Annotated in this window: 22 protein-coding genes; 5 read left to right on the top strand and 17 right to left on the bottom strand. The window is 66.3% G+C overall.

The genetic code is table 11. The features are described 5' to 3' along the window. Positions 1–12 precede the first annotated feature (12 nt). From ACQR2C_RS09745 to ACQR2C_RS09720, 6 genes are read right to left on the bottom strand one after another with little or no spacing between them, the layout of a single operon-like run. Positions 13–438 (bottom strand): DoxX family protein, encoded by a 426-nt coding sequence (locus ACQR2C_RS09745; protein ID WP_434881009.1) that lies wholly within the window; start codon positions 436–438, stop codon positions 13–15. Further along, a complete protein-coding gene (locus tag ACQR2C_RS09740; protein ID WP_434881008.1) occupies positions 438–2,315 on the bottom strand; it encodes an amidohydrolase in 1,878 nt (625 codons plus the stop codon). The genes ACQR2C_RS09745 and ACQR2C_RS09740 overlap by 1 nt, the downstream gene beginning before the upstream one ends. Continuing rightward, a complete protein-coding gene (locus ACQR2C_RS09735) occupies positions 2,312–2,599 on the bottom strand; it encodes a XapX domain-containing protein (protein ID WP_434881007.1) in 288 nt (95 codons plus the stop codon). Before ACQR2C_RS09735 ends, ACQR2C_RS09740 begins: the two co-directional genes overlap by 4 nt. Positions 2,600–2,613: 14 nt before the next feature. Further along, positions 2,614–3,258, bottom strand: coding sequence for a hydrolase (locus tag ACQR2C_RS09730; RefSeq protein ID WP_315712755.1), 645 nt, complete (start codon positions 3,256–3,258; stop codon positions 2,614–2,616). Positions 3,259–3,285: 27 nt separating this feature from the next. Further along, positions 3,286–3,798 carry a hypothetical protein gene (locus ACQR2C_RS09725; RefSeq protein WP_315805328.1) on the bottom strand — a complete coding sequence of 171 codons (513 nt, stop codon included), beginning with the start codon at positions 3,796–3,798 and terminating at the stop codon, positions 3,286–3,288. Between the two features lie 15 nt (positions 3,799–3,813). Then, on the bottom strand, positions 3,814–4,638 hold the full coding sequence (locus ACQR2C_RS09720) for an alpha/beta fold hydrolase (RefSeq protein ID WP_315805327.1): 825 nt from the start codon (positions 4,636–4,638) through the stop codon (positions 3,814–3,816). Positions 4,639–4,777: 139 nt separating this feature from the next. Between ACQR2C_RS09720 and ACQR2C_RS09715 the strand changes: the two genes are divergently transcribed. Further along, positions 4,778–5,827, top strand: coding sequence for an AraC family transcriptional regulator (locus ACQR2C_RS09715; protein WP_434881006.1), 1,050 nt, complete (start codon positions 4,778–4,780; stop codon positions 5,825–5,827). A gap of 17 nt (positions 5,828–5,844) precedes the next feature. Here the strand turns inward: ACQR2C_RS09715 and ACQR2C_RS09710 are convergent, their stop codons facing one another. Continuing rightward, positions 5,845–6,303 carry a nuclear transport factor 2 family protein gene (locus tag ACQR2C_RS09710; RefSeq protein ID WP_434881005.1) on the bottom strand — a complete coding sequence of 153 codons (459 nt, stop codon included), beginning with the start codon at positions 6,301–6,303 and terminating at the stop codon, positions 5,845–5,847. A 94-nt stretch (positions 6,304–6,397) separates the two neighbouring features. After that, entirely contained in the window at positions 6,398–7,198 is an 801-nt protein-coding gene (gene thiD, locus ACQR2C_RS09705) for a bifunctional hydroxymethylpyrimidine kinase/phosphomethylpyrimidine kinase (RefSeq protein ID WP_315805324.1), read from the bottom strand. A gap of 121 nt (positions 7,199–7,319) precedes the next feature. On the opposite strand from thiD, the gene ACQR2C_RS09700 reads away from it, so the two are divergent. After that, positions 7,320–7,565 carry an Lrp/AsnC ligand binding domain-containing protein gene (locus ACQR2C_RS09700; RefSeq protein ID WP_315805323.1) on the top strand — a complete coding sequence of 82 codons (246 nt, stop codon included), beginning with the start codon at positions 7,320–7,322 and terminating at the stop codon, positions 7,563–7,565. A 368-nt stretch (positions 7,566–7,933) separates the two neighbouring features. After that, on the top strand, positions 7,934–8,998 hold the full coding sequence (locus ACQR2C_RS09695; protein ID WP_434881097.1) for a helix-turn-helix domain-containing protein: 1,065 nt from the start codon (positions 7,934–7,936) through the stop codon (positions 8,996–8,998). On the opposite strand, the gene ACQR2C_RS09690 is transcribed toward ACQR2C_RS09695, so the two are convergent. Then, positions 8,952–11,474, bottom strand: coding sequence for a bifunctional diguanylate cyclase/phosphodiesterase (locus tag ACQR2C_RS09690; protein ID WP_315805322.1), 2,523 nt, complete (start codon positions 11,472–11,474; stop codon positions 8,952–8,954). The genes ACQR2C_RS09695 and ACQR2C_RS09690 overlap by 47 nt on opposite strands. Positions 11,475–11,712: 238 nt before the next feature. Between ACQR2C_RS09690 and ACQR2C_RS09685 the strand changes: the two genes are divergently transcribed. After that, on the top strand, positions 11,713–12,873 hold the full coding sequence (locus ACQR2C_RS09685) for an ABC transporter substrate-binding protein (protein ID WP_315805321.1): 1,161 nt from the start codon (positions 11,713–11,715) through the stop codon (positions 12,871–12,873). 27 nt (positions 12,874–12,900) lie between these two features. Here ACQR2C_RS09685 and ACQR2C_RS09680 read toward each other — a convergent pair whose 3' ends face one another. From ACQR2C_RS09680 to ACQR2C_RS09650, 7 genes are all read right to left on the bottom strand, one after another. Further along, positions 12,901–13,821: a c-type cytochrome gene (locus ACQR2C_RS09680; protein ID WP_434872536.1), complete on the bottom strand. Its 921-nt coding sequence runs from the start codon at positions 13,819–13,821 to the stop codon at positions 12,901–12,903. 148 nt (positions 13,822–13,969) lie between these two features. Further along, entirely contained in the window at positions 13,970–14,419 is a 450-nt protein-coding gene (locus ACQR2C_RS09675; RefSeq protein WP_315805319.1) for a c-type cytochrome, read from the bottom strand. Between the two features lie 130 nt (positions 14,420–14,549). After that, complete coding sequence (locus tag ACQR2C_RS09670) at positions 14,550–16,859, bottom strand: xanthine dehydrogenase family protein molybdopterin-binding subunit (RefSeq protein ID WP_434847261.1); 2,310 nt, start codon at positions 16,857–16,859, stop codon at positions 14,550–14,552. Positions 16,860–17,008: 149 nt separating this feature from the next. Continuing rightward, a complete protein-coding gene (gene murJ / locus ACQR2C_RS09665) occupies positions 17,009–18,538 on the bottom strand; it encodes a murein biosynthesis integral membrane protein MurJ (protein WP_434847262.1) in 1,530 nt (509 codons plus the stop codon). A 149-nt stretch (positions 18,539–18,687) separates the two neighbouring features. Continuing rightward, complete coding sequence (locus ACQR2C_RS09660; RefSeq protein ID WP_434881004.1) at positions 18,688–19,212, bottom strand: hypothetical protein; 525 nt, start codon at positions 19,210–19,212, stop codon at positions 18,688–18,690. 1,542 nt (positions 19,213–20,754) lie between these two features. Beyond that, positions 20,755–21,903: a DegT/DnrJ/EryC1/StrS family aminotransferase gene (locus tag ACQR2C_RS09655; protein ID WP_434881003.1), complete on the bottom strand. Its 1,149-nt coding sequence runs from the start codon at positions 21,901–21,903 to the stop codon at positions 20,755–20,757. 55 nt (positions 21,904–21,958) lie between these two features. After that, a complete protein-coding gene (locus ACQR2C_RS09650; RefSeq protein ID WP_316183697.1) occupies positions 21,959–22,969 on the bottom strand; it encodes a Gfo/Idh/MocA family protein in 1,011 nt (336 codons plus the stop codon). 360 nt (positions 22,970–23,329) lie between these two features. Between ACQR2C_RS09650 and ACQR2C_RS09645 the strand changes: the two genes are divergently transcribed. Next, the gene (locus tag ACQR2C_RS09645) at positions 23,330–24,040 is read left to right on the top strand and encodes a DUF1223 domain-containing protein (RefSeq protein WP_434881002.1); all 711 of its coding nucleotides are present in this window, start codon (positions 23,330–23,332) and stop codon (positions 24,038–24,040) included. Positions 24,041–24,049: 9 nt separating this feature from the next. Here ACQR2C_RS09645 and ACQR2C_RS09640 read toward each other — a convergent pair whose 3' ends face one another. Further along, on the bottom strand, positions 24,050–26,269 hold the full coding sequence (locus tag ACQR2C_RS09640; protein ID WP_434881001.1) for a tetratricopeptide repeat protein: 2,220 nt from the start codon (positions 26,267–26,269) through the stop codon (positions 24,050–24,052). Between the last annotated feature and the right edge of the window lie 25 nt (positions 26,270–26,294).

The following is a 26,294-nucleotide window of genomic DNA, read 5'->3' as shown; positions in this document are numbered from 1 at the left end:
ATGGAGACCGGATCAGGCGCGGCGCGCGCGCCAGGACATGATGGAGACGAGCACGAGACCGGCGATCAGGCCGAGATGCTCGAAGAAGGAATTGAGCGCCACGAAGCGGTCATGGCCCTCCATGTGCCAGAAGTCGTTGGCGGTGAGCATGGCGACGAAGGTGAGCACGCCGAGCGCACCGGCGCCGAGCCAGGCGAAGCGGTTGACCACGACGAGCAGCGAGCCGATCAGCTCGACGGCGATTGCAGCGACCGCCCACAGCGCCGCCGGCTGCAGGCCGAAATGGGCCTGCTCGGCGACGGCACCGGGAAAATCCATCAGCTTCTGGACGCCGCCGATCACATAGGCCGAGACGAGCGCGAGCCGCGCCGCGGGCCAGAGCCACGGCCAGGCGAGCACCGCTGCGACCGGCCGCGGCGTGTCCGGGATCACGGCCATCACACCGCCCAGCAGGCGCAGCCGAGCGCGCCCCAGAAGCTCTTGAGGTCGGCGATCGGCAACTGGCTCGACCAGGACCGTGCATGGTCGTGGCCATGCATGCCGCAGGCATTGGCGCAGCCGCACATCTGCATCGCCTGGGCACGCACCGCGCCGGTCTCATCCTTCGCGAGCCACGCGCCGTAACCGCCGAAGCGACGCACCGGCGACCAGTCCGGCATCGCCGGCGGCGGCGCGGAGTCGTCCAGCATCTTGAAATCTGACGCCGCATAGACGACGCGGCCGCCGACCATGGTGAGATCGCTGGTGATGTCGGCGATCTCGGCCTCGGGACACGAGAAGAAGTCGCGGTCCGGCACAATCAGATCGGCGAACTGGCCGACCTCGATGCGGCCCTTGCGGCCCTCTTCATTGGAGAACCAGGTGACGTTCTCGGTCCACATCCGCAAAGCGGTCTCGCGATCGAGGCAGTTGCGCTGGGGATACAGCCGCAGGCCGCCGACGGTGCGGCCGGTGACCAGCCAGGACAGCGAGACCCAGGGATTGTAGGAGGCGACGCGGGTCGCATCGGTGCCGGCGGAGACCTTGACGCCCTTGTCGAGGATCTTCTTCACCGGCGGCGTCGCCTCGGCCGCGCCAAAGCCGTAGCGCTCGACGAAGTACTCGCCCTGATAGGCCATGCGGTGCTGCACGGCGATGCCGCCGCCGAGCGCGGCGATGCGGTCGATCGACTGGTCCGAGATCGTTTCGGCATGATCGAAGAACCAGTTGAGACCCTCGAGCGGCGTATCCTGGTTGACCTTCTCGAACACGTCGAGCGCGCGCGAGATGGTCTCGTCATAGGTGGCGTGCAGCCGCCACGGCCATTTGTTCTGGACGAGGATGCGCACCACCTCTTCGAGCTCGCCTTCCATCTCGGCCGGCATGTCCGGCCGCGGTACGCGAAAATCCTCGAAATCGGCGGCCGAGAACACCAGCATCTCGCCGGCGCCGTTGTGGCGGAAATAGTCGTTGCCCTGCTTGTAGGTCGAGCTTTGCGTCCAGCGCAGGAAATCGTCCTTCTCGCCCTTTGGCTTCTGCGTGAACAGATTGTAGGCGAGCCGGATCGTGAGCTGGCCGTCATCGGCCAGCTTCTGGATCACGGCATAGTCGTCCGGATAGTTCTGGAAGCCGCCGCCCGCGTCGATCGCGCCGGTGACGCCGAGGCGGTTCAATTCGCGCATGAAGTGCCGGGTGGAATTGAGCTGATAGTCAAACGGCAGTTTCGGTCCCTTGGCGAGCGTCGCATAGAGTATGGCGGCGTTCGGCTTGGCGAGCAGCAGACCGGTCGGATTGCCCTCGGCATCACGCGCGATCTCGCCGCCGGGCGGTTGCGGCGTGTGCTTGTCGTAGCCGACGGCGCGCAGCGCGGCGCCGTTGAGAATCGCACGATCATAGAGATGCAGCAGGAACACCGGGGTGTCAGGCGCGACGGCGTTGAGTTCGTCGATGGTCGGCAGCCGCTTCTCGGCGAACTGATGCTCGGTGAAGCCGCCGACCACGCGCACCCATTGCGGCGGCGGCGTGATGGCGACCTGGGCCTTGAGCATCGCCATCGCGTCCGCGAGCGAGCGCACACCGTCCCAGCGCAGCTCCATGTTGAAGTTGAGCCCGCCGCGGATGATGTGCAGGTGATTGTCGATCAGGCCAGGCAGCACGCGACGGCCCTTGAGATCGATGACCTTCGTCCTGGGGCCGGCGAGCTTCATCACGTCCTGCTCGTGGCCGACCGCGGTGAACACGCCGTCCTTGATCGCGACCGCGCTCGCCGCGGGATTGGAGCGATCGAGCGTCGTGAACAGGCCGCGACGCAGGATGAGGTCGGGATGATCGGTCATGAGGTCTTCTCGTCCCGCGCCGGAGCGATGGTTGTGTCTGCCCGTCCGTGATGGCCGGGCAGCAGGCCGAAGATGTGCGTGGCGCAGGCCGCCTTCTGCCACGCGGCAGCAAGCGTGGTGCCGTTCAGGAGCTGCCTGCCCACGGGGATCACCTGCTCTCCGACGAGAATGCCGAGCAGGCCGATCAGCGCCACCAATGGCGGCGCCGGCGAGCGGACCTGAAGCAGGCTGTAGACCACGCCGACCAAAAGCCCCGCCCCGAGCGAGAACAGATAGATCTTCATCGTTCGTCCCAGGGCTACTTTGCGCCGCCTTCCGAGGCGTGCTCGCCGAGCGCCCATTTCGAGAAGCGGATCTGGATGCCGTAGGGCGAATGCGCCTTCAGGATCTCCATCATGCCGTCATAGGTCTCGGCCCGTGCCCAGTCCTGCTGCAGCTCGAAGGCGAACTGGCACGAGGTGATCGGCACCGCGCCGGCCTGCACCGCGCGATCCATCGCCCGGTTGTGCGCTTCGAGCGACAGGTCGCCGCAGGCATCGGCCGGGATGTAGATCTCATAGCCTTCGCGCAGCATGTCGAGCGTCGGGAACAGCACACAGGCCTCGGTCCAGAGTCCCGCGATGATGAACTTCTTGCGGCCGGTGGCGGCGACCTGCTTGCGGAAGCCGGCATCGAGCCAGGAGTTCATCGCCGTGCGGTCGACGATGTCGTGCTCCGGAAACAGCTCGGTCACTTCCGGCATGAAGGGACCGGAGAACGAGTCCTTGGCGACCGTGGTGAGCACCGTCGGAATCTTGAACAGCTTGGCCGCCTTGGCGACGATCTGGATGTTGTTGAACACGCCGAGGCGATCATGCGACTGCACGCCCTGATACATCGCGGGCTGATAGTCGATCAGCGCCACGGCGCAGTTCTGCGGGGTCAGCATTTCGAGCTTGGACACGAGGTTCTCCTTGAAAGACCGAACGGATCAGGTGAGCGAAGCTCGCGGCGCCAGCGCGGTGGGTGCGAAACGCCGCCACGAGAAGACACCGAAAGCAATGAACAGAGCGAGCGTGACGAGCTGAGCTGCCGCGAACGGCGGCTCGCTCTGCGTCGGCGCCAGCGCATTGAGCACGCCGATCTTCTGGAACGACTGCACGATCGCGACGAAGACGTTGAGATAGAGCGAGAGCAGCGCGGTGACGACATAGACCCGTCGCCACCATCCCGACAGCCCGAACGCATAGAGAGCGGCGCTGGCCGCAATCAGCAGCGCGAGCAGGATGATGCCGATCATGCGCGGCGGGTCGAGACCGAACGGCGGCAGCGGAAAGCCGGTCACCCCGGTGAGGAAGGTCGTCACCAGGAACAGCGCCGCCCAGGCCGCCAGATGGCGGCCTGCCAGCATGCCGGCGAGCGTCACGAGCCCGGTCGCGATTCCAATCAGGCTCAGCACCACGTGGATCTGAAGAAACAGGGCCGTCGGAATTCCCCAGGTCATGCAAGCCTCCCCTGATCAGCTCTTGATGAAGGACAGCAGGTCGGCGTTGATGGTCTCGGCTTCCGTGGTCGGCATGCCGTGCGGAAAGCCCTTGTAGGTCTTCAGCACGCCGTTCTTCAGCAGCCTGGCCGACAGCGGCGCGGAATCCGCGTAGGGCACGATCTGGTCGTCCTCGCTGTGCATGACCAGCACCGGCAAGGTGATCGTCTTGAGATCCTCGGTGAAGTCGGTCTGCGAGAAGGCGACGACGCCGTCGTAATGCGCCTTGGCGCTGCCCATCATGCCCTGGCGCCACCAGTTCTGGATCACGGCCTCGGACGGCTTGGCGCCAGGCTTGTTGTAGCCGTAGAACGGCCCAGCGGCGACGTCGCGATAGAATTCCGCGCGGCGCGTGGCGACCTGGGTCTGGAAGTCGTCGAACACGGATTTCGGCAGTCCGCCCGGATTCGCCGCGGTCTGCACCATCAGCGGCGGCACCGCGGCGATGATCGCAGCCTTGGCCGCGCGGCTCTCGCCATGGCGCGCGAGGTAGTGCACGACCTCACCGCCGCCGGTCGAATGGCCGACATGGATCGCGCTGTTGAGATCGAGATGTGCGGTCAGTGCCGCGAGATCGTCGGCATAGTGGTCCATGTCGTGACCGTCGGCGACCTGGGCCGAGCGGCCATGGCCGCGGCGATCGTGGGCAATGACGCGAAAGCCGTGATTGAGGAAGAACAGCATCTGCGCATCCCAATCATCGGCTGACAGCGGCCAGCCATGGCTGAACACGATCGGCTGGCCGGAGCCCCAATCCTTGTAGTAAATCTCTGTGCCGTCATTGGTTTTCAGAACGGGCATGATTTCTCCTGCGCGCCAGCCATGCGGTCGCACCACCGATTTTGGTATCGCGATCGCCAATATCAGGTGCTATGCAGTCTCATGTGCATCTGCACAATGACCCGAGGATGCCAAAGCACTGGCTCCAGAAGGCCAAGGGATGGATCAGCAGATTCGAACCACATCGTCGTCCTGGATGCGCGGCGTTGCGACGACGCTGAACGAGCAAGGTCTGGATGCCGCCGCGCTGTTCGCCGAGGTCGGTCTGTCGATCGACGATCTCGACGATTGCGACCGCCGCTGGCCGACCGAGGCGCTGAGCCGGTTGTGGGTGCTGGCGGCCGAGCGTTCGGGCAATCCCGATATCGGCCTCGTCAATGTCGCAGCCCCACGCCCACACAACTACGGCGTCGCCGGCTACGCCATGATGTCGAGCCCCGATCTGCAGACCGGCCTGACCCGGCTGATCCGCTACATGTGTCTCGTCAGCGACGCCGTCGCGATCACGCTGGAGGACGGCCCGGGCGGCCGCTGGGTGCGCACCGACGTCTATGGCGGCGAATGCCCGATCCCGCGGCAGCGCTACGATTACGGCATCATCAATCTGCTCAATCTGTGCCGCTGGATGCTGGACCGGCCGCTGACGCCGCTCGCGGCGCGCTTCTCGCATGCGGTGCCGCTGTCGATCGCGGCCTACAACAGGGCGTTCCAGTCACCGCTCGAGTTCGATGCCCCGTTCAATGGCTTCCTGGTGTCGGGAGAGGATCTCGCCTGCAAGCTGACGACCTCCGCGCCCGAGCTGATGCCGATCCACGATCGCATCGCTGACGAGGCGCTGGAGCGCCTGGTCAAGACCGACACCGCGTATCGCGCGCGCGTCGCGATCGCCAAGCTGCTTCCGGACGGCAGCCCGTTGCGCTCGGCCATCGCGGCTGCGCTGGGCCTGAGCGATCGCACCTTCCAGCGACGGCTCGCCGACGAGGGCATCTCGTTCAGCGATCTCGTCGACGAGACCAGGCGCGAGCTCGCCCAGCGCCATCTCGCCGATCAGCGCCTGTCGCTGACCGACATCGGCTACCTGCTCGGCTACGCCGACCAGAGCACGTTCTTCCGCGCCTCGAACCGCTGGTTCGGTGAATCGCCGGGCGAGTATCGGGCGCGCATCAGCAACGGGCCTTCGCGCGAGATCGAGGCCGCCCAGCAGAAGTGAGCGGCCGCGCCGCGGCGCTAGAACATGCCGTTGGTGTTGGCCGACTGCTCCGGGATCGGCTGCACCGAATCCCAGTGTTCTTCGATCTTGCCGTCGTTCAGGCGGAAGATGTCGACGATCGCGTTGCCGCGGGTGCCGGGCTCGCGGACGGCATGCACGCGCAGGATGACGAAGTCGCCATCGACCAGCACCTTGGTGATCTCGCTGCGGGACTGCGGATACTTCGCCTTCAGGAATTCGATGAACTTGCGAAATCCCTCCGGGCCATCCTCGGCGCTCGGATTGTGCTGGATGTATCTGCCGAGATATTTCGAGGCGGCAGCGAAATCCTTGCGGTTGAGCCCCTGCTCATAGAAGTCGAGCACGATCTGCTCGTTGCGCTCCTCCTCGGCCGAATAGGCGCGCTCCGCCAGCGCGGGCGTCGCAACGATGCCGGCGAGCGCAACAGCCAGAGCCGCGACGATACCTGTCCTCATCAGTGATCCCCTGATCTGCGCGCCGTCGGTGATGATCGACGGACCGTCTCCACGTAGCATGGACCGCAGACTGCGGTCTCAAAACCGTGTGACCTCAATAATAGCGGTGGAGATGATGCACCGGGCCGTGGCCGTGTCCGACCGTGAAGCGATCGGCCGCCGCGATCGCGCCGGAGATGAAGGCCTTGGCGTTGCGCACGGCCGCCTCGAGGCTCTCCCCCTTCGCCAGCCCTGCGGCCACGGCCGACGACAGCGAACAGCCCGTGCCGTGGGTGTTCTTCGTGTCGATGCGCGGCGACGGCAACGGGATGCTGGTCGCTGATGTGATCAGGTAATCGGTGCTGTCGGCGCCCTGCCCGTGACCGCCCTTGATCAGTACGGCCGGACAGCCGAGCGCGAGCAGCCGGCGGCCTTGCGCCGCGATCGCCTCGTCCGTATCAGCGACCGGCTCGTCGAGCAGCGCGGCCGCCTCGGGCAGGTTCGGCGTGATCAGCGTCGCCTGGGGGATCAGCCGGCGGCGCAGCGCGTCGATCGCATCCTCCGGCAACAGCCGCGCGCCCGAGGTCGCGACCATCACGGGATCGAGCACGACATGCCGCGGCCGCCAGCGCGCAAGGCTTGCCGCGATGGCGTCGGCGATCGGCGCCTGCGCCACCATGCCGATCTTGACCGCGCCGACGTCGAGGTCATCGAACACCGCATCGATCTGCGCCGTGACGAAATCGGGCGGCACCAGGTGCACCCCGGTCACGCCCCTGGTGTTCTGGGCGGTCAGCGCTGTCAGCACCGAGGCGCCGTAGACGCCGAGCGCCGCGAAGGTCTTGAGGTCGGCCTGGATACCGGCTCCCCCGGAGGAATCCGAACCGGCGATGGTGAGTGCGACGGGGGTGCTCATGCCCCTTCCTAGCGCGGGCCGGCCGCGCCCGGCAAGCAGGCCCGGTCGCCGGAGAAAGCGTATCGACTTCGCCGGAAAACGCTATATTGAGGCGAAAGATGCCTTCCGGAGACAGCCCGCAATGGTTCCCTTCTTCGTCCAGATCAAGTGCAAGCTCGGCCAGTCCTACACGGTCGCCAATGCGCTGGCGGAAGCCGAGATCGCCTCCGAGATCTACTCGACGGCGGGAAATTACGACCTGCTGGTGAAGTTCTACGTCGACAATGACACCGACATCGGCCACTTCGTGAACGAGAAGGTCCAGGTCCTGCCCGGCATTCAGGACACCCACACCATCATCACGTTCAAGGCCTTCGGCGCCACCTAGCGACGCGCTCATCCTGACCCGGTGCCTGCCCGTCGGTCGCCTGCCCCACGACAAAGGCGCCCGTCGTGACCGACGGGCGCCGAGGTCCTGAAAATGGGTCAAGCATGGTTTCGTCATGAAAGACGGTGGCGGCCGGAGACCGTTGTCCGCCAATTCGCGCCAGTGGGCCGGAAAGCCGGACCTTTCGATCGTGAGGGGCAATGGGGGACCGTCGAACGGCCCGGCTTTCCCTTTCGGCAACTTGGCGATAGGCGTTCTATAGCGGGTGCGCGGAGCACCCGGTCAAGGCGAGCAACCGATCCGATACGGTCGATCAAGAGGTTGAGACGAAAACTCAAGAATGACTGCGGCGCCGTGTGAAGAGTGAGATCAAAGCCGTTTCGTCCCTGCTGCCGAGCTACGGCTTTTGCGCCGAGCAGATGGACACCGAGGCGAACATTGCGGCGTGGCGCGAGGCCACTTCGACGTTCTTCGAGGTCGACGAGCTCGCGGCCGGCGAGGCCGCTCCGTTCAGGGCGGACGTGCTGTCCTACGCGCTGGGCTCCGTGCTGCTCGGATCGGCCCGGGCGAGCGGCCAGCGGTTCCGCCGATCGGCCGAGACCATTGCCCGCAGCGGCGTCGACCACATCATCCTGCAGCTCTACGTGAGCGGCAGCTATGAGGGGGTCGCGGCGGCCGCGCCGATCCGGGTCGAGGCCGGCGACCTCTGCGTGCTCGATCTCGCCCAGACACTCGAAACGCGCGCGACGCCGTTCGAGAACATTACCTTGGTCGTTCCCCGTCCGATGTTCGATGCGCGCCTGCTGCAGGTCGACGACCTGCACGGCCTGGTGCTGCCGCGCAGCGGCGCGCTGGCGCCGCTGCTGGCGCGGCATTTCGGCGCACTGCTCGACTGTGCGCCGCGCATGAGTTTCGACGAGTGCCAGGCCGCGGTCGAGGGCACGATCGCGCTGATCTCGGCCTGCCTGCGCGGCGAGCTCGAACGCCTCGATGCCGACCGCAGCGCGACGCCGGATGCTTCGCTGCTCCGCATCCGCCAATACATCGAGGCGCAGCTGTCGAGCCCCGAGCTCAGCGCCGACGCGGTGGCGCTGCATTTCGGGATGTCGCGCGCGTCGCTCTATCGCCTGTTCGCGCCGATCGGCGGCATCGCCGACTACATCCGCAGCCGCCGCCTGCATCGCGCGTTCTTCGATCTCGCCGGGACCGGGTCGCGGACACAGCGCATCAGCGAGGTGGCGCGGCGCTGGCAGCTCGGCACCGATGCCCATTTCACGCGGCTGTTCAAGACCGCCTACGGCATCACGCCGAGCGCCGCGCGCGAGGCCGCCATGCTGGGCCTGGCACGCCTGCCGGTCGACGCAGATGCCGAAGCCGCCTCGCCGCTCAGCCGTTGGATGCGAGGGATAGCAGCGCCCCGGACCGGGGAATGAGCGCGACGACGGCCGCCGAGCGCGGATCGTCGTCCTCGGATGCGTCGTCCTCGGATGCGTCTTCGGCCGGCTGCGGCTCGTCGGCCTCGGATGCAGCGCGGGCGATCTCCAGATGCTGCTCGAGCTGCTCGACCGGCATCGGCCGGCCCAGCAGATAACCTTGCGCGAAGTTGACGCCGAGCGAGCGCAGTTGCACCAGCTGCTCTTCGGTCTCGACGCCTTCGGCGGTGATCTGGATGCCGAGCCCCCGCGCCAGCGTCACGACCGATGAGATGACGGCGGCACTTTCGTCGCGCACGCTCAGATTGGCGACGAAGGACTTGTCGATCTTGATCTTGTTGAACGGGAACGCCGTCAACGAACGCAGCGACGAATAGCCGGTGCCGAAATCGTCGAGCGCCAGAGAGATGCCGAGCCCCTTCAGCCGATCGATGAAGCTCTCGTTCTCGGCCGCGCGCTCCAGCAGCACCGACTCCGTGATCTCGATCTCGAGACGCTTCGGATCGAGGCCCGACCGCGCGAGCGCCGACTGGATCACGTCGAACAGCTCGGCCTGCTTGAACTGGACCGGCGACAGATTGACGGCGATCTTGACGTCGTCGGGCCATGCGGTGGCGTCGTCGCAGGCGCGCCCGATGATCCATTCGCCGAGCGGCACGATCAGGCCGGTCGACTCCGCAAGCGGGATGAACTTGTCCGGCGGCACCAGCCCCTTGACCGGATGACGCCAGCGCACCAGCGCCTCGACGCCGCACCGCTCGCGCGTCTCGGCGTCGTAGAACGGCTGATAGTGCACCTCGAACTGGCACTGCGCGATGGCGTCGCGCAGATCGCCCTCGAGCGTGTTGCGCGCCTCGAGCTCGGCCGACATCGCATCGTCATAGAGCGTGTAGCAGCTGCGGCCGGCGGATTTCGAGCGGTAGAGCGCGAGGTCGGCCTTCTTGAGCAGGTGCTCCTGGTCGCGGCCGTGCTGGGGCGCGAGCGAGATGCCGATGCTGGTGCCGATCTCGACGCGCTGTCCGCCGAGCTGGTACGGCTCCGCGATCAGTCGGGTGATGCGCTGCGCGAGCTCGATCGCGGCGGCGCGCTGGTCGGAGGCGCCGGCCTGGATCAGGGCGAACTCGTCGCCGCCGAGCCGGGCCAGCACGTCCTCGTCGCGCAACTGCGATCTCAGCCGCTGTGCCACCTGCACCAGCAGCTCGTCGCCGGCGCCATGGCCGAGCGAATCGTTGACGTTCTTGAAGCGGTCGAGGTCGAGCAGGAAGACGGTGAAGCGGCCGCTCTTCTCGTCGTTGATGCGCTCCATTTCCTCGAGGAAGAAGGCGCGGTTCGCAAGGCCGGTCAGCGCGTCGGTCTGCGCCAGCTCGAGCACGCGGCGATTGGCGAGGGCGAGCTGCAGGGCGTTACGGCTCGACAGCGCGAGATACACGGCAAGGAAGATCGTCGTCGCCATGCCGGCCGCATACAGCGCCAGCGCGCGATTGTGGCTCGCCATCAGGCTGCCACCGGCGGGCGCCGCCTGGAAGACCCAGTCGGCATCGCCGATGCGCAAGGTCGTCGACCAGATGCTGGGGTCCGCGGGCCAGCGCTGCGGGTCCACGCCGGAGGCATTGATCACGCGCTCGGGCGGCAGCAGGTTGATCGCGAGCGCCGGGCTGTTGGGATTGTTCGCGCGCACCGACTGCAACAGCGTCGGCAGGTCGAACACGCCGATGATGAAGCCAGAGAGATTGCGCCGGCGGTCGGCGACCGTCGTGCGCGACGTCCCCTTGGCGTAGACGGGGATGCCGATCATCACGGCGTTGTTGCGCTCGTTCTGATTGATCAGGTTCTGACGCGTGCGCAACGCGCCGATCACGTCGTAGTCGCGCGACTGCTCCAGCACGGCGCGATGGTCGGGAATGCTCCAATAGTCGAGACCGTAGACCGGCGAGGTCTTCGCCTCGGTGGAGAAGTAGACCGGATAGTATTCGTCGCTCTCCGGCGCGACGGTGCCGTCGGGATAGGACTTGATGCGAAACGCGGGAACGCCGTCGGTGATCGCCGCCGCCTCGTATTCGCCGCGCTCCTTGCGCTTGATCCGCGGCAGCCACGCCAGCCGCAGCATGCCGCGATGCGACTCGAACAGGCGCGCGCTGAAGGTCTGGTACTCGCTGCGCGTAATGTCGTCGTTGGCGGATTCGAAGCGGGTGCGCAGCGCGGTCAGCCGGCTGACATATTCGTTGACGCCGTTCTGGACCAGGATCGCCTGGGCTTCGGCCAAGCCTTCGAAATCGGTGCGCGCCAGCCGGTTCTCCCAGCGTCCCACGGCAACCGTCCCGACCACCGACAGCACGACGCCGACGCATGCCGCGATGATCGCAGGGCGATAAAGGCGGTATCGCGATAACGACGCGCGCAGCCTCTCGCGCCCGCTACCGCTGCGAGCATCATCCTTTTCCTGCAGCGTCGGTGCGCTGTACTCTTCAACCTGCAATATGGCCCCCGCCAAACGGCTGCCCCTCACCACGATGCGGCCGATGCTGGCCGCGGTAAGTTAAGGACGGTCAAAGATGATCCGTTGTGGCGTACCAGAAACCGGGGCTTGGTTAACGGCTGACTGTTGAGGGCCGCCCAAAACGCGATCAAGCGCGGGCTACGTCTTTAGCGAGGTCTTCATTCAACACGCCTAGACTGAGTTGTCATCAAGTGTACCCCGTGCATCGAAGATCGCAATGAACTGGTTTTCAAGCCTTCGGATCTCCTTCATTCTCATCTTGATCGCCGGCGTGCTCCCGCTGGGGTCTGCGCGCGCCGACGAGCTCGGCGTCACCAACGACACCATCATGTTCGGCCAGGTGGCGGCGCTGGAAGGCCCGTCGGCCGCGCTGGGCCAGGCGGCGCGCCAGGGACTGCTGGCGGCCTTCAACGAGCTCAACGCCAAGGGCGGCGTCTACGGACGCAGGCTCAAGCTGTTGAGCCGCAATGACGGCTACGACCCCGATCGCTCGGTCGTCGAGACCATCAAGCTGATCTACGAGGACAAGGTGTTCGCGCTGATCGGCGCCGTCGGCACGCCGACCGCGATGGCCACTGCGCCGATCGCGGCCTCCAACGACGTCCCCTTCATCGGGCCGATCTCCGGCGCCGAATTCCTGCGGACGCCTGAATTCCAGAACATCGTGAACATCCGCGCGAGCTACGCGGCGGAGGCGGAAGCCTCGATCAAGTATCTCACCGAAGAGCTTCACCTGACCCGCATCGCGATCTTCTATCAGGATGACGCGTTCGGCCGCGACGTACTGGCCGGCGTGAAGACGCATCTCGATCGCCGCGGCCTCGAGCTCGCGGCCGAAGGCACGTTCGAGCGCAACACGCGCGCCGTCGGCGCCGCGCTCAAGGTCATCCGGCGCGCGGAGCCTGAAGCGGTGATCCTGGTCGGCACCTACGGCCCGTGCGCCGAGTTCATCAAGATGGCGCATCGCAGCGGCTTCAATCCGACCTTTACGGCGGTCTCCTTCGTCGGCGGCAACGCGCTCGCCAAGGAGCTCGGCCCGGAAGGCCGCGGCGTAGTCGTCTCCGAGGTGGTGCCGTTTCCGTGGGACACCGACCTCCGCATCGTCGCCGACTATCAGGCCGCGATGAAGACGCTCGATCCGAGCCAGACGCCGGACTTCATCGGCCTCGAGGGCTACATCACCGGCCGACTGGTGGCGCGCGCCCTGGCGATGACCGGGCCGAACCCGACCCGCGCCGAGCTGCTCCGCATCATCAACGAGGTCGGCCAGTTCGACATCGGCGGGCTGGTGGTCAGCTTCGGCAACGCGCGCAAGGAGAATCCACCGCCGGTGTCGCTGACGGTGATCCAGAGCGACGGCAGCTTCAAGCCGATCTGACCTGAGCGCGCGCGCCCGCCGAACTGATCAGCTTGCCGGCTTCTTCGGCTTCGGCGGGCCTTCCACCGGCGGCAGCGATTTCAGATAGACCGCCATCGCCTTGCGATCCTCGGTCGAGAGCTGCGAGGTGTTGCGGATCACCCGCGCCATCGAGCCGCCGACGTTGTCGCCGTCGGGCAGTTGTCCGGTCTCGAGGAAATAGCTGATGTCGCTCTCGCTCCAGTCCGACAGGCCCTTCTGGGTGATGTTCGGCACGAAGCCCTGACCTTCCGGCTCTGGCCCACCCGCCAGCCGCTGCGCCGAGACGATGCCGCCGAGCGCATTGCGCGGGCTGTGGCACTCGGCGCAATGGCCGAAGGTGCTGACCAGATAGGCGCCGCGATTCCACTCCGCCGGGCGCGAGGCGTTGGCGGCAAAGGGCTTGCCGTCGAAGAACAGCAGCTTCCAGACCCCGACGGTGCGACGGATGTTGAACGGAAATGGCATGTCGTGCGCGCGCGAGGCGCCCGCAACCGGCGGCAGCGTCTTCATGTAGGCGAAGAGATCGCGGACGTCGTCGATCTTCGCGGCCGCGTAGGAGGGATAGGGAAACGCCGGGTAGTAGTGGCTGCCGTCCGGCGACACGCCCCTCACCACCGCATTGACGAACTCGGCCTCGCTCCAGCGCCCGATACCGTCAGTGGGATCGGGCGAGATGTTGGGCGCATAGAACGTCCCGAATGGCGAGCTCAGCGGCAGGCCGCCGCCGAGCTTCAGTCGATCCGGCTGGTTCGGCACGGCGTGACAGGACGCGCAGCCACCGATGTTGAACATCTCCTGCCCGTTGGCGAGATCCGGCGCGCGCGTCGCCGCTGCGAGCGTGATCGTCGACGGCTGGGTCAACCACCAGAACACCGTCAGGCCGGCGGCGCCGAGCACGCAGAGAGCAAGCAGGAGGCGGCGTAGCATGGTGGCTCCGTCACAGCAGGAGGAGATCGTCGGCCCGGCGATCATTACCGGAGCTCGGCGGCGCCGTGATACGTCAGGACGCCCGTACGGCGCAAACAAACGGGGGCGGACGCAATGTCGCGTCCGCCCCCGTGGATGGCAGGTCAGATCAACTGTTCTTGAGACGGAAGGTCTCGTGGCAACCGCCACATTCCTTGCCGATGCCCGGCGCGGTCGCCTTCAGGCTGTCGAGATCCTTGATCTTCGCCTTGGCCTCGGTGACGACCTTCGCGAAGCTGTCGATCTTGGCCTTGAAGCCGGCCTGGTCTTCCCAGATCTTCGGCGACGGACCGTAGTCGCCCTCGAACTTGGCGCCCTTCAGGCTCGCCGGATACATCGTCGGCAGCTTCTTGGCGGTGTCCTCGAGCTGGGCCAGAGCGGCATTGACGGCGGCCTGGTCATACGGCTTCTCGCCCTTGACCATCGCGATCAGGACACCGCCGAGGTTCTTGGCGTTGGCCTTCATCGTGTCCTGGCTATGCTTGACCAGATCCTGCTGTGCCATCACGGCGCCGGCCCCTAGCAGCAAAGCTGCGACAGCCACGACAGTCCGCTTCATCAATTCGCTCCTTTGTTGTCACAATCCCGTCCAGCCCACCCGGACGGGGTCGCTCGGTTGGTCAACCCCTCAGCCGGCGGATTATTCCGGAATTGAGGCGGATATCGGAGGAGATCCGGAGGGAGAGTACTCAGAGACTATGACGGCGATGCTGCTCCCGGATCGCGATCCAGACGCGCTCCGGGGTCGCCGGCATGTCGATGTGATCGATCTTGTACTCACGCCAGAGGGCTTCGACGATCGCATTGACGACGGCCGGACAGGAGCCGATCGCCCCCGCTTCGCCGGCGCCCTTGACGCCCATCGGATTGGTCTTGCAGGGCACGTTGTGGGTCTCGAAGGTAAAGGACGGCGCGTCGGCGGCGCGCGGCAGCGCGTAGTCCATGAAGCTGCCGGTGACGAGCTGGGCGTCGGAGTTGCTGTAGACCACCTGCTCCATCAGCGCCTGGCCGATGCCCTGCACCGCACCGCCATGCACCTGGCCGGCCAGCAGCAGCGGATTCAGCGTCACGCCGAAATCGTCGACGATGACGTAGTTGACGATCCTGATGATGCCGGTCGCCGGGTCGATCTCGACCTCGGCCACGTGGGTGCCGTTCGGATAGGTGCCGTCGGCGCTGGCGAAGGTGGCGCTGCCCTTGAGCTTGTCAGGATCGACGCCGGGACGCTTGGCGAGGTCGGCAAACGAGATCGCGCGGTCGGTGCCGGCGACGCGGATCACGCCGTCGGCGATCTCAAGATCGCCGAGCCCGGCTTCGAGGGCTTCGGCCGCGATCTGCTTGAGCTTGTCGCCGAGCTCATGGGTGGCGCGCTGCACGCTGACGCCGCCGGAGGGGATCGAGGCCGAGCCGCCGGTGCCGAGGCCGGTCGCGATCTCGGCCGTGTCGCCCTGATGGATGTGCACGCGCTCCGGCGCCAGGCCGAATTGCTCGGCGACGATCTGGGCATAGGCGGTCTGGTGGCCCTGCCCGCTCGACTGCGTGCCGATCAGGATGGTGACGTCACCGTTCGGGTCGAGCCGCACATTGGCGGTCTCCTCGCCCATGGTGCCGCAGACCTCGACATAGCTCGCGAGCCCGATGCCGCGAATGAGACCGTGCTTCTTGGCGGCCTTGGCGCGCTTCGAAAACTCCTTCCACTCGGCGATCTCCATGGCGCGCTTGAGGTGCGCGTTGAAATCGCCGGAATCATAGACCTTGCCGGTCGCGGTCTTGTAGGGCAGCGCGCGCGGCGGAATGAAGTTCTTGCGCCTGATCGCATCGACGGACATGTCGAGCTTGCGCGCGCAGGCGTCGACCAGACGCTCGATGACGTAGGCCGCCTCGGGACGGCCCGCGCCGCGATAGGCGTCGACCGGAACGGTGTGGGTGAAGATCGTGCGCACCCGGCAATGGAACGCCTGGATGTCGTAGAGGCCCGGCAGCATGCCGGCGCCGCCGTGCGGGATGTAGGGTGCGAAGGTCGACAGATAGGCGCCCATGTCGCCCATCAGGTCGACGTCCATCGCGAGGAACTTGCCGTCCTCGGCCAGCGCCATCTTGGCGGTGGTGACATTGTCGCGGCCCTGCGCATCGCCCATGAAATGCTCGGAGCGGTCGGCGGCCCAGCGCACCGACTTGCGCAGCCGCTGCGCGGCGACCGCGACCAGCGCGTATTCCCGGTAGGGAAACAGTTTTGTGCCGAAGCCGCCGCCGACGTCCGGGCAGATCACCCGCATCTTCTCGGTCGGGATCTTCAGCACGTTCTGGCAGAGGATGTCGCGCAGGCGATGGCTGCCCTGGCTGCCCGCGGTGAGGGTCAGATGATCACGCTTGGTGTCGTAGTCGCAGACCGCGGCACGCGTCTCCATGAAGCTCGCCACCACGCGCGGATTGACGATGCGGATCTCGGCGACCGCATGCGCCTTCGCGAACGCCGCCGCGACCGCCGCCTTGTCGCCGATCCCGACATCGAACAGCACGTTGCCCTTGTGCTCGGCCCAGACTTGCGGCGCATCCGCCTTGATCGCGTTCACGACGCCGGTCACCGCCGGCAGCGTCGTCCACTCGACCTTGATCGCCTCCAGCGCATCGCGCGCGTGGTCGAGCGTGTCGGCGACGACGAAGGCGACGGCATCGCCGACGTGGCGCACCTCGTCCTTGGCGAGGATCGGATAAGGTGGCGCGGTGAACGGATCGGTCTCGAGGTTGAACAGGCAGGGCAGCCCGCCGAGCTCCGCGGTGTCCTCTGCGGTCAGGATCAGCGCCACGCCCGGCAACAGCCGCGCCTGGGTGACGTCGATGGTGAACCTGGCATGGGCATGCGGCGAGCGCAGCACCAGCGCATGCAGGGCGGCAGCCGGCGCGAGATCGTCGGTATAGCGGCCCTTGCCGCGAATCAGCGCGTCATCCTCTTTCCGGAGAACGCTTTGTCCCATACCGAACTTGATCGGAGCTGCCATCTGGTTTCACTTCCCACTGCATTGTCGCGACGATTGGCCGGCATATTGCAGCGGATCACGCCCTCGCGCAAACGCCATATGGCCGCTCCCCGAACACGCGCGGTCAACTCTCGGCAGGCATGCCAGCACGCGATGTTGCAGCGCAAACGTCAGCGCCGCACGAGCGCCTTGAGCCAGCGCGGACCGAACAGCGCGAGGATCGCGCCCACATAGATGACGGCGCCGACGATGATCAGCAGACCGAGAACGGCTTCGTCCTGCATGCGGCCGAGAGACGCGAGCCGGGTCGACGCCACCAGGGCCGTCGCCCACAACGCCGCCGCAAGCACCACGCCGGTCCCGGCGAACTTCAGCAGCGACGAGGTGAGCCGCCGATCGAAGTGCAGATAGCCCTTGTGCACGGCGAAGCCGAGCACCAGCAGCAGATTGATCCAGGCGCCGACGGCCGTCGCCAGCGCGAGTCCGACCTGGGCGAGCGAGCCCATCAGCAGCACCTTCAGCACGACGTTGGCGGTCAACCCCGTGAGCGAGGCCTTCACCGGCGTCGCGGTGTCCTTGCGCGCATAGAAGGTCGAGACCGCGCTGCGAATCATCACGAACGGAATCAGGCCGACGGCATAGGCGGCGAGCGTCGCCCCGGCCGCGGCGGCGTCGCCCTTGGTGAAGGCGCCGCGCGCGAACATCGCGCGGGTGATCACGTCGGGGACGGCAAGGAAGGCGGCGACGAACGGCACCGAGAACAGCAGCGTGAACTCGAACGCCCGGCGCTGCTGCTCCATGGCGCCATCGTGATCGTTGGCCGTCAGCCGCCGCGACATCTCCGGCAGCAGCACGGTGCCGATGGCGATGCCGATCACGCCGATCGGCAACTGGTTGAGGCGGTCGGCATAATACAGTGCCGAGATCGCGCCGGCGGGGAGGAACGTCGCGATGATGGTGTCGGCGAACATCGCGACCTGCGTGCCCATCGAGCCCAGCGTCGCCGGTCCCAGCGCCTTGAAGAACGCGCGGATGTCGTCGTCGAGCTTGAGCGGCGCAAAGCGCGGCAGGCCGCCGTGGCGGGCGAGATCGCCGGCGAGCAGGAAATATTGCAGGAACCCCGAGATCAGCACGCCCCAGGCCGCGGCGTGACCGACACCGGGGAAGAACGCCGCCAGCGCCAGGGTCGCCATCATGGCGAGGTTGAGGAAGATCGACGCCGCCGCCGCGCTGGCAAAGCGCTGCATCACGTTGAGCATGCCGCCATAGAGCGTCACCAGCGTGATCAGCAGCAGATAGGGAAAGGTGATTCGCGTCAGCGTGATCGCAAGCTCGCGCTGCGCCGGATCGTCGGTGAAGCCCGGCGCCAGAATGGTCATCGCCTGCGGCATGAACACCCAGGCGAGGATCAGCAGCACGACCTGCGAGGCCAGCAGCAGCGTGAAGATGCGGTCGGCAAACAGGCTGGCCTGTGCCGGCCCCTTCTCGCCATGCACATGCGCATAGGCCGGCACGAACGCCGCGTTGAACGCCCCCTCGGCGAAGATCGCCCGGAAATGGTTCGGCAGCCGGAACGCGATGAAGAACGCGTCGGCGACCGGCCCGGCGCCGAGAATCGCCGCCAGCATGATATCGCGGGCAAAGCCGGTAAGGCGAGACAGCAGCGTATAGCCGCCGACCGTGAAGATACGTCCGAGCATGGGGGGCTTCTAGAGCATCGGGGCGGAAGTTTGAAGCGGGGAACTCCCCTTGTCGCCGCTTGCGGCTAAAATGCGGCGCCGTGGTCGCGCTCCTCTCTCCCTGCTTGCGCGCGAGGGGCGGCACGGATTCTTTGAGCTGGCGACCAGCGCTAGGAATACCTACGTAGCAGGGCGTCCGCAAGTAACGCGGCCTTCCGGTCGTCGAGACGCTTGAGCTTCTTGGTGTCGACTATCGCTTCGACGACAGGCCAGATCCGGTGCAGTTGACCGTCAAACCCGGTGCGGTCAGTAAGAACGGTGGAGCTCAACGCTATCGTGCAGAACCGGCCCCAGACGAACATCGAAGTCTGAGTGTCCAATACCGTAGGCGGATTGCTCGAAGTAGCATTTGGTTCCAGGAGCACTGCCGAGCGAGTGTACCAAAATTTGCCGCGAGCGGTCCCCGCGAACTTGCAAATCCATATTCGCCAGTCCGGTGGCGGGTTGCCTGTTTCGCGAAGCGTATTCCGGTCCATCTCTGGAATTGCCGGCTTGTCGTCCGTGAATTCGGCGCGCATTGCTATCAGGCAGATTAGACGGGCCAATTTAGTTTGCGCTTCTGCGTCGAGAGCGAGATTGTGCCCCTCTATTAGTGGGCGCAAAACGCTCTTTGCCTCCTCTTCAATCCGGCTCATCCACCCGCCGTTGCACTTGAAGCAAGTATTGCGCGGCTTCCTGCTGCCTGCGCGCCCTTGCCTTATTGGCCCTGCAGCAAAGGGGGTCGATCGGGCCGGGTCCGGTTTGAACGTTCGGTAGAGACCTTGGAAGCTCCCGTGCTTATCTGCGGGATTGGGAAGGACCTCCAGAAACCACTTTGGTGTTATATGGCCCTTGGTAAGTTTCCCGGGTTTCCCGCAAAAAACGCAAGGAGTGGTGGGCTTCGACATGGTTGAGGCTCGCGCTGCTGCAACCGATTCGCGATTGCTCAATTTAAGCACGACCGTGAATTTTAGAGTCCGACAATCTCCCATTACGGGCATAGATCGCCGCCCCATCCTTACTAGTCGACGAGCGCGCTTTTGCGACGTGGGCGTTTCGGCCATGGACGGATTAGTTGGTTGGCGAAGCGTAGTCCGCCGCGTCGGAAGTCAGCTTCTAGGGCGGATGAGCGCAGCGTCATCCGCCGCGTTCGGTTCGAACACATCGACGAATGTCACCCAGATCGTCGAAAATAGCGCCAAGATGGCGGATTACGCTGGGCTCATCCCTCTACGCGCTAGTCTTCCGATTCGCGCGGTTCGGACCACCACCCAAAAACTCATTTCGCGAGCCGGCCCAAGCACATCCTCCTGTCCACTCGCCTAGGAAGAATATTCTCCTTTCTTTTTATCAGAAACCATGCGTATAGTGCGTCGTCCCGTCTCGATCAGAGGGGCGCTTCGCGGTCGTCACGGACGTTGAGGCGGGATGCGGTGGGCGTGTCGATGTTGCAGCGTGGCTTGGCCGCGCCGACGAACGGCATTGATGCGCACGGTCAAGTCGCATGGTCCTGACACCCCGACGCTGGTGTCACGTTCGCGTCGGCGCTCACGCGCCGCGCGGGCAACGGTGGCCAAAAAGCCCGGAGCACCGGGGAGAACGCGAAGCAGCCGTCAAAACCATCGCGCGGGGAATGCCGGGATGTCTCGGCTGAACCTGTGGTACCTGCCGCCTGCATTTTTTTCCGCAGGCGGGCCATGGGTGCGGCCAGCGCCCGGCATTCCCCGTGCCCTCTTTTAAGGAGAGGGCATGACGAACAGCAAAGCTCGGACGCCAGATGCGCCGCGAGAAGGTGAACACATGTCTCACCACCGTCATTGCGAGGAGCGAAGCGACGAAGCAATCCAGGACCGCACGCGCAGCCCTGGATTGCTTCGCTTCGCTCGCAATGACAGTGAGCATGCCGGTCGCACGTCGGCACTTGCGACGCTGGCGGGCAGGCGCACCACGCACTCCGCTGTCGTCCCGGACAAGCCTGCCGACGCGAAGCGGCGGCGGGCGCCGATCCGGGATCCATACGCCGTGCAGCCGATGGGGCGCGCGGAACGGGCCGCCTGCCCCTTCCAGACATCACGCGGTATGGGTCCCGGCGTTCGCCGGGACGACAGTGTTTGTTGGAGCTGCCGGTGGGACAGATCATTCATACACGCTGCGGCCGGTCGGGCCGCCAGCGGAGATGCGCGACGATGCGTAAGACCTCAGGCCAGTGCGCCGCGCACGACGTCGATGATGCGCCCTTGCGTCGCCTCGTCCAGATAGGCGTGCATCGGCAGGCTGATGACGTCGCTGGAGAGCTGCTCGCTGACCGGCAGGCCGCCGTCGGCGCTCGGGAAGATGCGGTAGGCGGTCTGCTGGTGCATCGACTTCGGATAATAGATCGCGGTCGGAATGCCCTGCGCCTTCAACGCGGCGGCGAAGGTGTCGCGGTCGACGCCCTTGGGCAGGCGGATGGTGTATTGCGCCCAGACCGAGGTGCAGCCGTCGACCAGGCGAGGCACCTTCACGACGTCGGCCAGCGCCGCCGTATAGCGCTCGGCGACGACATTGCGCGCGGCGATCTCGTCGTCGAAGATCTTGAGCTTCTCGAGCAGCACCGCCGCCTGGATCGTGTCGAGCCGCGCGGTGAGGCCGAGGCGGACGTTGTCGTATTTGTCGCTGCCGCCGCCATGGGCGCGCACGCTGCGCAGGCGCTCCAAGAGGCCGGCATCGTCGGTGAGGATGGCGCCGCCGTCGCCGAAGCAGCCGAGCGGCTTGGCCGGATAGAAGCTGGTCGCCGTCGCGAGCCCGAAGGTGCCGATGCGGCGGCCCTTGTAGCTGGCGCCAAAGCCCTGCGCGGCGTCGTCGAGCACGAACAGGCCCTCGTCCGCCGCGATCGCGGCGACCGCATCATGGTCGGCGCTCTGGCCGAACAGATCGACCGGGATCACGGCCTTCGGCTTGAGGCCGAGCCGCTTCGCGGTGGCGATGCCGCGGCGGAGCGAGGCCGGATCGATGTTGAAGGTGTCTTCCAGCACGTCGACGAAGACAGGCGTGGCGCCGGTCAGCGCCACCGCTTCGCCGGTCGCGCAGAATGTGAAGGACGGGCACAGCACCGCGTCGCCGGGGCCGATGCCTTGGGCCATCAGCACCATCAGCAGCGCGTCGGTGCCGCTGGAGCAGCTCACCGCGTATTTGGCGCCACAATACGCCGCCAGCTCGGCCTCGAGCTGAATGATTTCGGGGCCGCCGAGGAACTGGCAATGCGCGAGCACGCGGGCGACGGCGTCGTCGAGCGACTTGCCGAGCCGCTGGCGCTGCGCGGCGGTGTCGATGAACGGAATGGGCTGATGACGCAGGTGCTGGTTCATGAGCTCTGACAAAGGTTCGGAAACGGAAATGAGGGTGAAGCGGAGGCCTGGGCGGCTAGCCGGCCACGGCGCGCCGCTTGGTGGCAGCCGCCTCGGCCGGACGATGGCTCGACGTCTCCAGGCACTGCGTGGCGATCGCCAGACTCGCGACGCCCTCGTCGCCGGTGACGGCCGGCGCCGTGCCCGAGCGCACCGCATGCAGGAAGGCGATCAGCTCGGCGCGCAGCGGCTCGTCATGGCCGACCGGGAGATGACGCATCGAGTAGCTGCCGTCCGGCTTGAAGCCGAAGCACTCGGTGACCTGACGGGTGAGCAGATCGCCCATGATGTACTTGCCGCGCGTCGCCACCGTCACGTTGCGCGCCTTGAACGGCGTCAGCCAGTTGGTGTTGATGTGGGCGAGCACGCCGGAGGCGGTGCGGAATTGCAGGAGCGCGATGTCCTCGCGCTCGGCCACCGCGCTCGACAGTTGCGGCTGCACCTCGATGATGTCGGATTCGGTGAACCACCGGATGAGATCGATGTCGTGCACGGCGAGATCGATGACGACGCCGACATTGGACATGCGCGGCGGGAACGGGCCGACGCGGGTGATCGCGATCGACAGGATGTCCTCGCCGGCGATCGCCTTCTTGATCGCGGCCACCGCCGGATTGAAGCGCTCGACATGGCCGATCATCAGGGTGACGCCGGCGCGATGCGCGGCCGAGACGATCTCCCTGCCCTCGTCCACCGTCGAGGCGATCGGCTTCTCGACCATCAGGTGAACCTTGCGCGCGATGCAGGCCAGCGCAAGCTCATGATGCAGATGCGTCGGCGCCGCAATGGTCACGGCGTCGACGCCCTCCGCGACGAGCTGGTCGAGGCTCTCGAAGGTCGGGCAGTTCGCAAGCTCGGTGACGCGGCTGCGATGCGCGGGCAGCGGATCGACCACGCCGACCAGATGCACGTCGGGCAGTCCGGCGAGCACGCGGGCATGATTGCTGCCCATCACGCCGGCTCCGATCACGCCGACGCGCAGCGCCTGCCTCAGCTCGGCCTTGTGGCCCGCCCCCTTGGAACTCATGTCATCGACCCCATCAATGCCCCCGGCTTGCGACGTCACGGATTGGCCGCAACGGTTAACGAACTGCAAATCACCGGTCGAAGCTCTCCTAGCATGCCGCTCGAAGCGAGGCGAATGCGGAAAGCCTTTTCAGGACACGATTTGATTCAGAAAGTTACATCCGGCACGGACGAAAAACGCTGTCTTTTGAATGGCGTGCGCGATGCGCTTCAGGTGTGGCGGGCGCCCTGCTCACGCGTCACGACAGGTCGCGAAAGTAACGGTGGATGCGTCTTCACGCCTGCGTGTTGGCCGCGGCAGGAGGTAACGCGATGGCTCCCGCCAGCGAAGGAGATCACGTCACAACGCGGGAGAACACCCATGCCCCTCAGCCTCGCCTCGCTCCGCCACGCCTCCGCCTTCGCCGTGCTGCTCGCATCGCTTGCCCCGTGGTCGCCATCGGCCGCCGCAACGGATCGGCCCGTCGTCATCGAGCTGTTCACCTCGCAGGGCTGCTCCTCCTGCCCGCCTGCAAATGCCTATCTGAACGAAATGGTGCGGCAGCGCCGCGACGTGCTGCCGCTCGCCTTTCACGTCACCTATTGGGACCGGCTGGGCTGGAAGGACCCGTTCTCGCTGCCGGCCGCCACCGATCGCCAGGCCCGCTACGGCAGCCGTTTCGGCGACGGCTCCTACACGCCGGAGATCGTCGTCGACGGCACGACGAGCCATGTCGGCTCCAACCGGGCGGAGGTCGGACCTGCGATCGATCGCGCCAGAGGCGCGAGCGCGACGGCGGCGCGCCTCAAGCTCGCACGCAATGGCGACAAGCTCACGGTCGAGGTCGGCGGCGGTGAAGGACGCGGACGCCTGCTCCTGGTCGGCTTCGATCATCGGCATGAAACGTCGATCCGCCGCGGCGAGAATGGCGGCCGCACGCTGGAGGAGCTGAACGTGGTGCGCTCGGTGCGCCCGCTGGCAGATTGGAGCGGCAGCGCGCTGCGCCTGACCGAACCGATGCCCGAGGGCGAGGATGCCGCGGTGATTCTCGAAGCGGCGGACGGGCGCATCGTCGGTGCAGCGCGGCTGTAGCCGCCACGATCAGGAGGAGGCACAATAACGGCGCCAGAACAGACGATAGCCCTCCTCCACCTTGCGCGTGTAGGTCTCGACATTGCCGGCGGCGGAGTTCGCGACCATCGCCGGCAGTTGCGCCCGCAGCTTCGCCAGCTCCGCGGGCTGCGCCGCATGCTTCAGGGCGATGGCGATGTACCCGTCATCGTCCTCCGCCACGAACTCTGCGAGCCCGACCGCCGTGTTGATGGCGGCCGCGGCCCGCGCCGCGGCGCCGTGGCCGAGCCTGGCGATGACGGGCACGCCGGCCTGCAGCGACTCCCAGGTGCTGACGCCGCCATTCTGCGGGAATGGATCGAGCGACATGTCGATCGCGGCGAACTGCGCGATGTGCTGATCGCGCGTCGACAGGCCGAGGCAGGTGATGCGCCCCTCGGCGATGCCATGCGCCACGAACCGAGCCACGAGGCCATCGCGCAGCAGGGGCTCGTCGAGCGCGCCGTTCTTGATGATGATCCGCGAGTCCGGCAGCGCGCCCATCAACCGCGACCACAGCGCGAGCGCGGGCTCGGAGATCTTGTCGATGCGGTTGAAGACGCCGAACGTAACGTAGCCGTTGCGCAGCATCGGCAGCGGCGTCGGCTGCCATCCCGGCAAGGGATCGGTGGTGATGACGGCCGGCAGGTCGTAGACCTGCTCGGCAAACAGAGGACGCGCGGTCTCCGGCACGGTCACCGGATCGGCGAAGAAGTAGTCGATGGTCGGAAGCCCCGTTCCGGTGCCGCTGCCCCACGCGGTGACCTGCACCGGCGCCGGCTTGCGCGCGAACACCGGCAGCCGGTTGCCGGCCGAATGGCCGGAGAGGTCGACGAGGATATCGACCTGATCAGCCTCGATGCGATCGCTCAGTTCCTCATCGGACATCTGCGAGGCGTCGACCCAGAGGTCGGCGGCGGAACGGCAGCGCTCGGTCATGCCATCCTGCAGCGGCGAGCAGGAGTAGCAGACGACCTTGAACGCCTGATGGTCGTGGTGGCGCAGGACGGGCAGGAACACCAGCGCAGCCGAGTGATTCCTGAAATCGGAGGAGACGTAGCCGATGGTCAGCCGCCGCTCCGGATCGCGGTCGCGGACCGGCGGCGGCCGGCGCACGATCTTGCTGCCGATCCTGGTCCACCATTCCCGGCGCGCCGCCTGGTGCTGAGCGAAGTCGGTGTCCGGCATGAAGTCGAGCAGGAAGATCTTGGCAGTGATCGCATCACCGAAATCCGGCTTGATCTCGAGCGCACGCTCGAAGTGCTGCAAGGCCGTTGCGAGATCGCCCTGCTTGCAGAAGCATTCGCCGAGCCAGGTCCAGGCGACCTCGGAGGCCGGATTGAGCTCCAGCACCTTGCGGCACGCGTCCATCGCCGGCGCGATATTGTCCTTGATGGCGCTGAGCTGCGCGAAGCCCAGCAACGCCACGTCCTGCCATGGATCGAGCGCCAGGGCGGCCTTGAAGTCGGCCATGGCCCGCTCGAACCGTCCGGCCTGCTGGTGCAGGCGGCCGCGCTGTGCCAGCACCTGCGCGGCATTGGACTTGATTGCAAGCGCGGCGTCGAACGCCGCGAGCGCCTCGTCGGAATGGCGCAGATTGATGCTGGCGAGGCCCTTGCCGAACATCGCCTCCATGTGGCGCGGGTTGAGCGACAATGCGCGATCGAAGCTCGCATTGGCCTCCGCATTGCGGGCGAGCGGAAGCAGCGCCATGCCGCGATTGCAATAGGCGTCGGCATAGTCCGGCTTGAGCGCGATCGCCCGGTCATGCGCGGCGATCGCCTCCTCCGGCCGCCCCAGCCGCATCAGCGTGTTGCCGAGGCCGGTGATCGCCACGAGCAGATTCGGCTTCAGCGCGATTGCCCGCTCCTGGCATTTGCGCGCCTCCTCGAAGCGCTTGCGGTTGAACAGCGCCAGACCGAGATTGGAGAGCGCCTCGGCATTCCGCGGCTCGATCTCGACGGCCTTGATGAGCGCCTGCTCGGCCATCTCCATTTGTCCGCCGTCGAGCGCCGTCACGCCGAGCAGATGCAACGCATCGAAATGATCGGGCAGCAGCGCCAGGATCTGGCCGCAGACCGCCTGCGCCTCGGCGCGACGGCCGCCGCGATAAGCGGCGACGGCCTGTTGCATCAGCGCATCGGCCTGCTTGCGATGCTTCTTCTGCAGCCTCGCATTCTGAAACGCGCGGGAACCGACGTCGCTTGCCAAAAGACGGCCTCCGGAGTGACGCGTA

The sequence above is a fragment of the Bradyrhizobium sp. HKCCYLRH3061 genome (assembly GCF_051168015.1).
In the GTDB taxonomy this organism is placed as follows: domain Bacteria; phylum Pseudomonadota; class Alphaproteobacteria; order Rhizobiales; family Xanthobacteraceae; genus Bradyrhizobium.
Note: the sequence above shows the minus strand (reverse complement) of the source record. Positions and strands in the feature narration are given on the sequence as shown.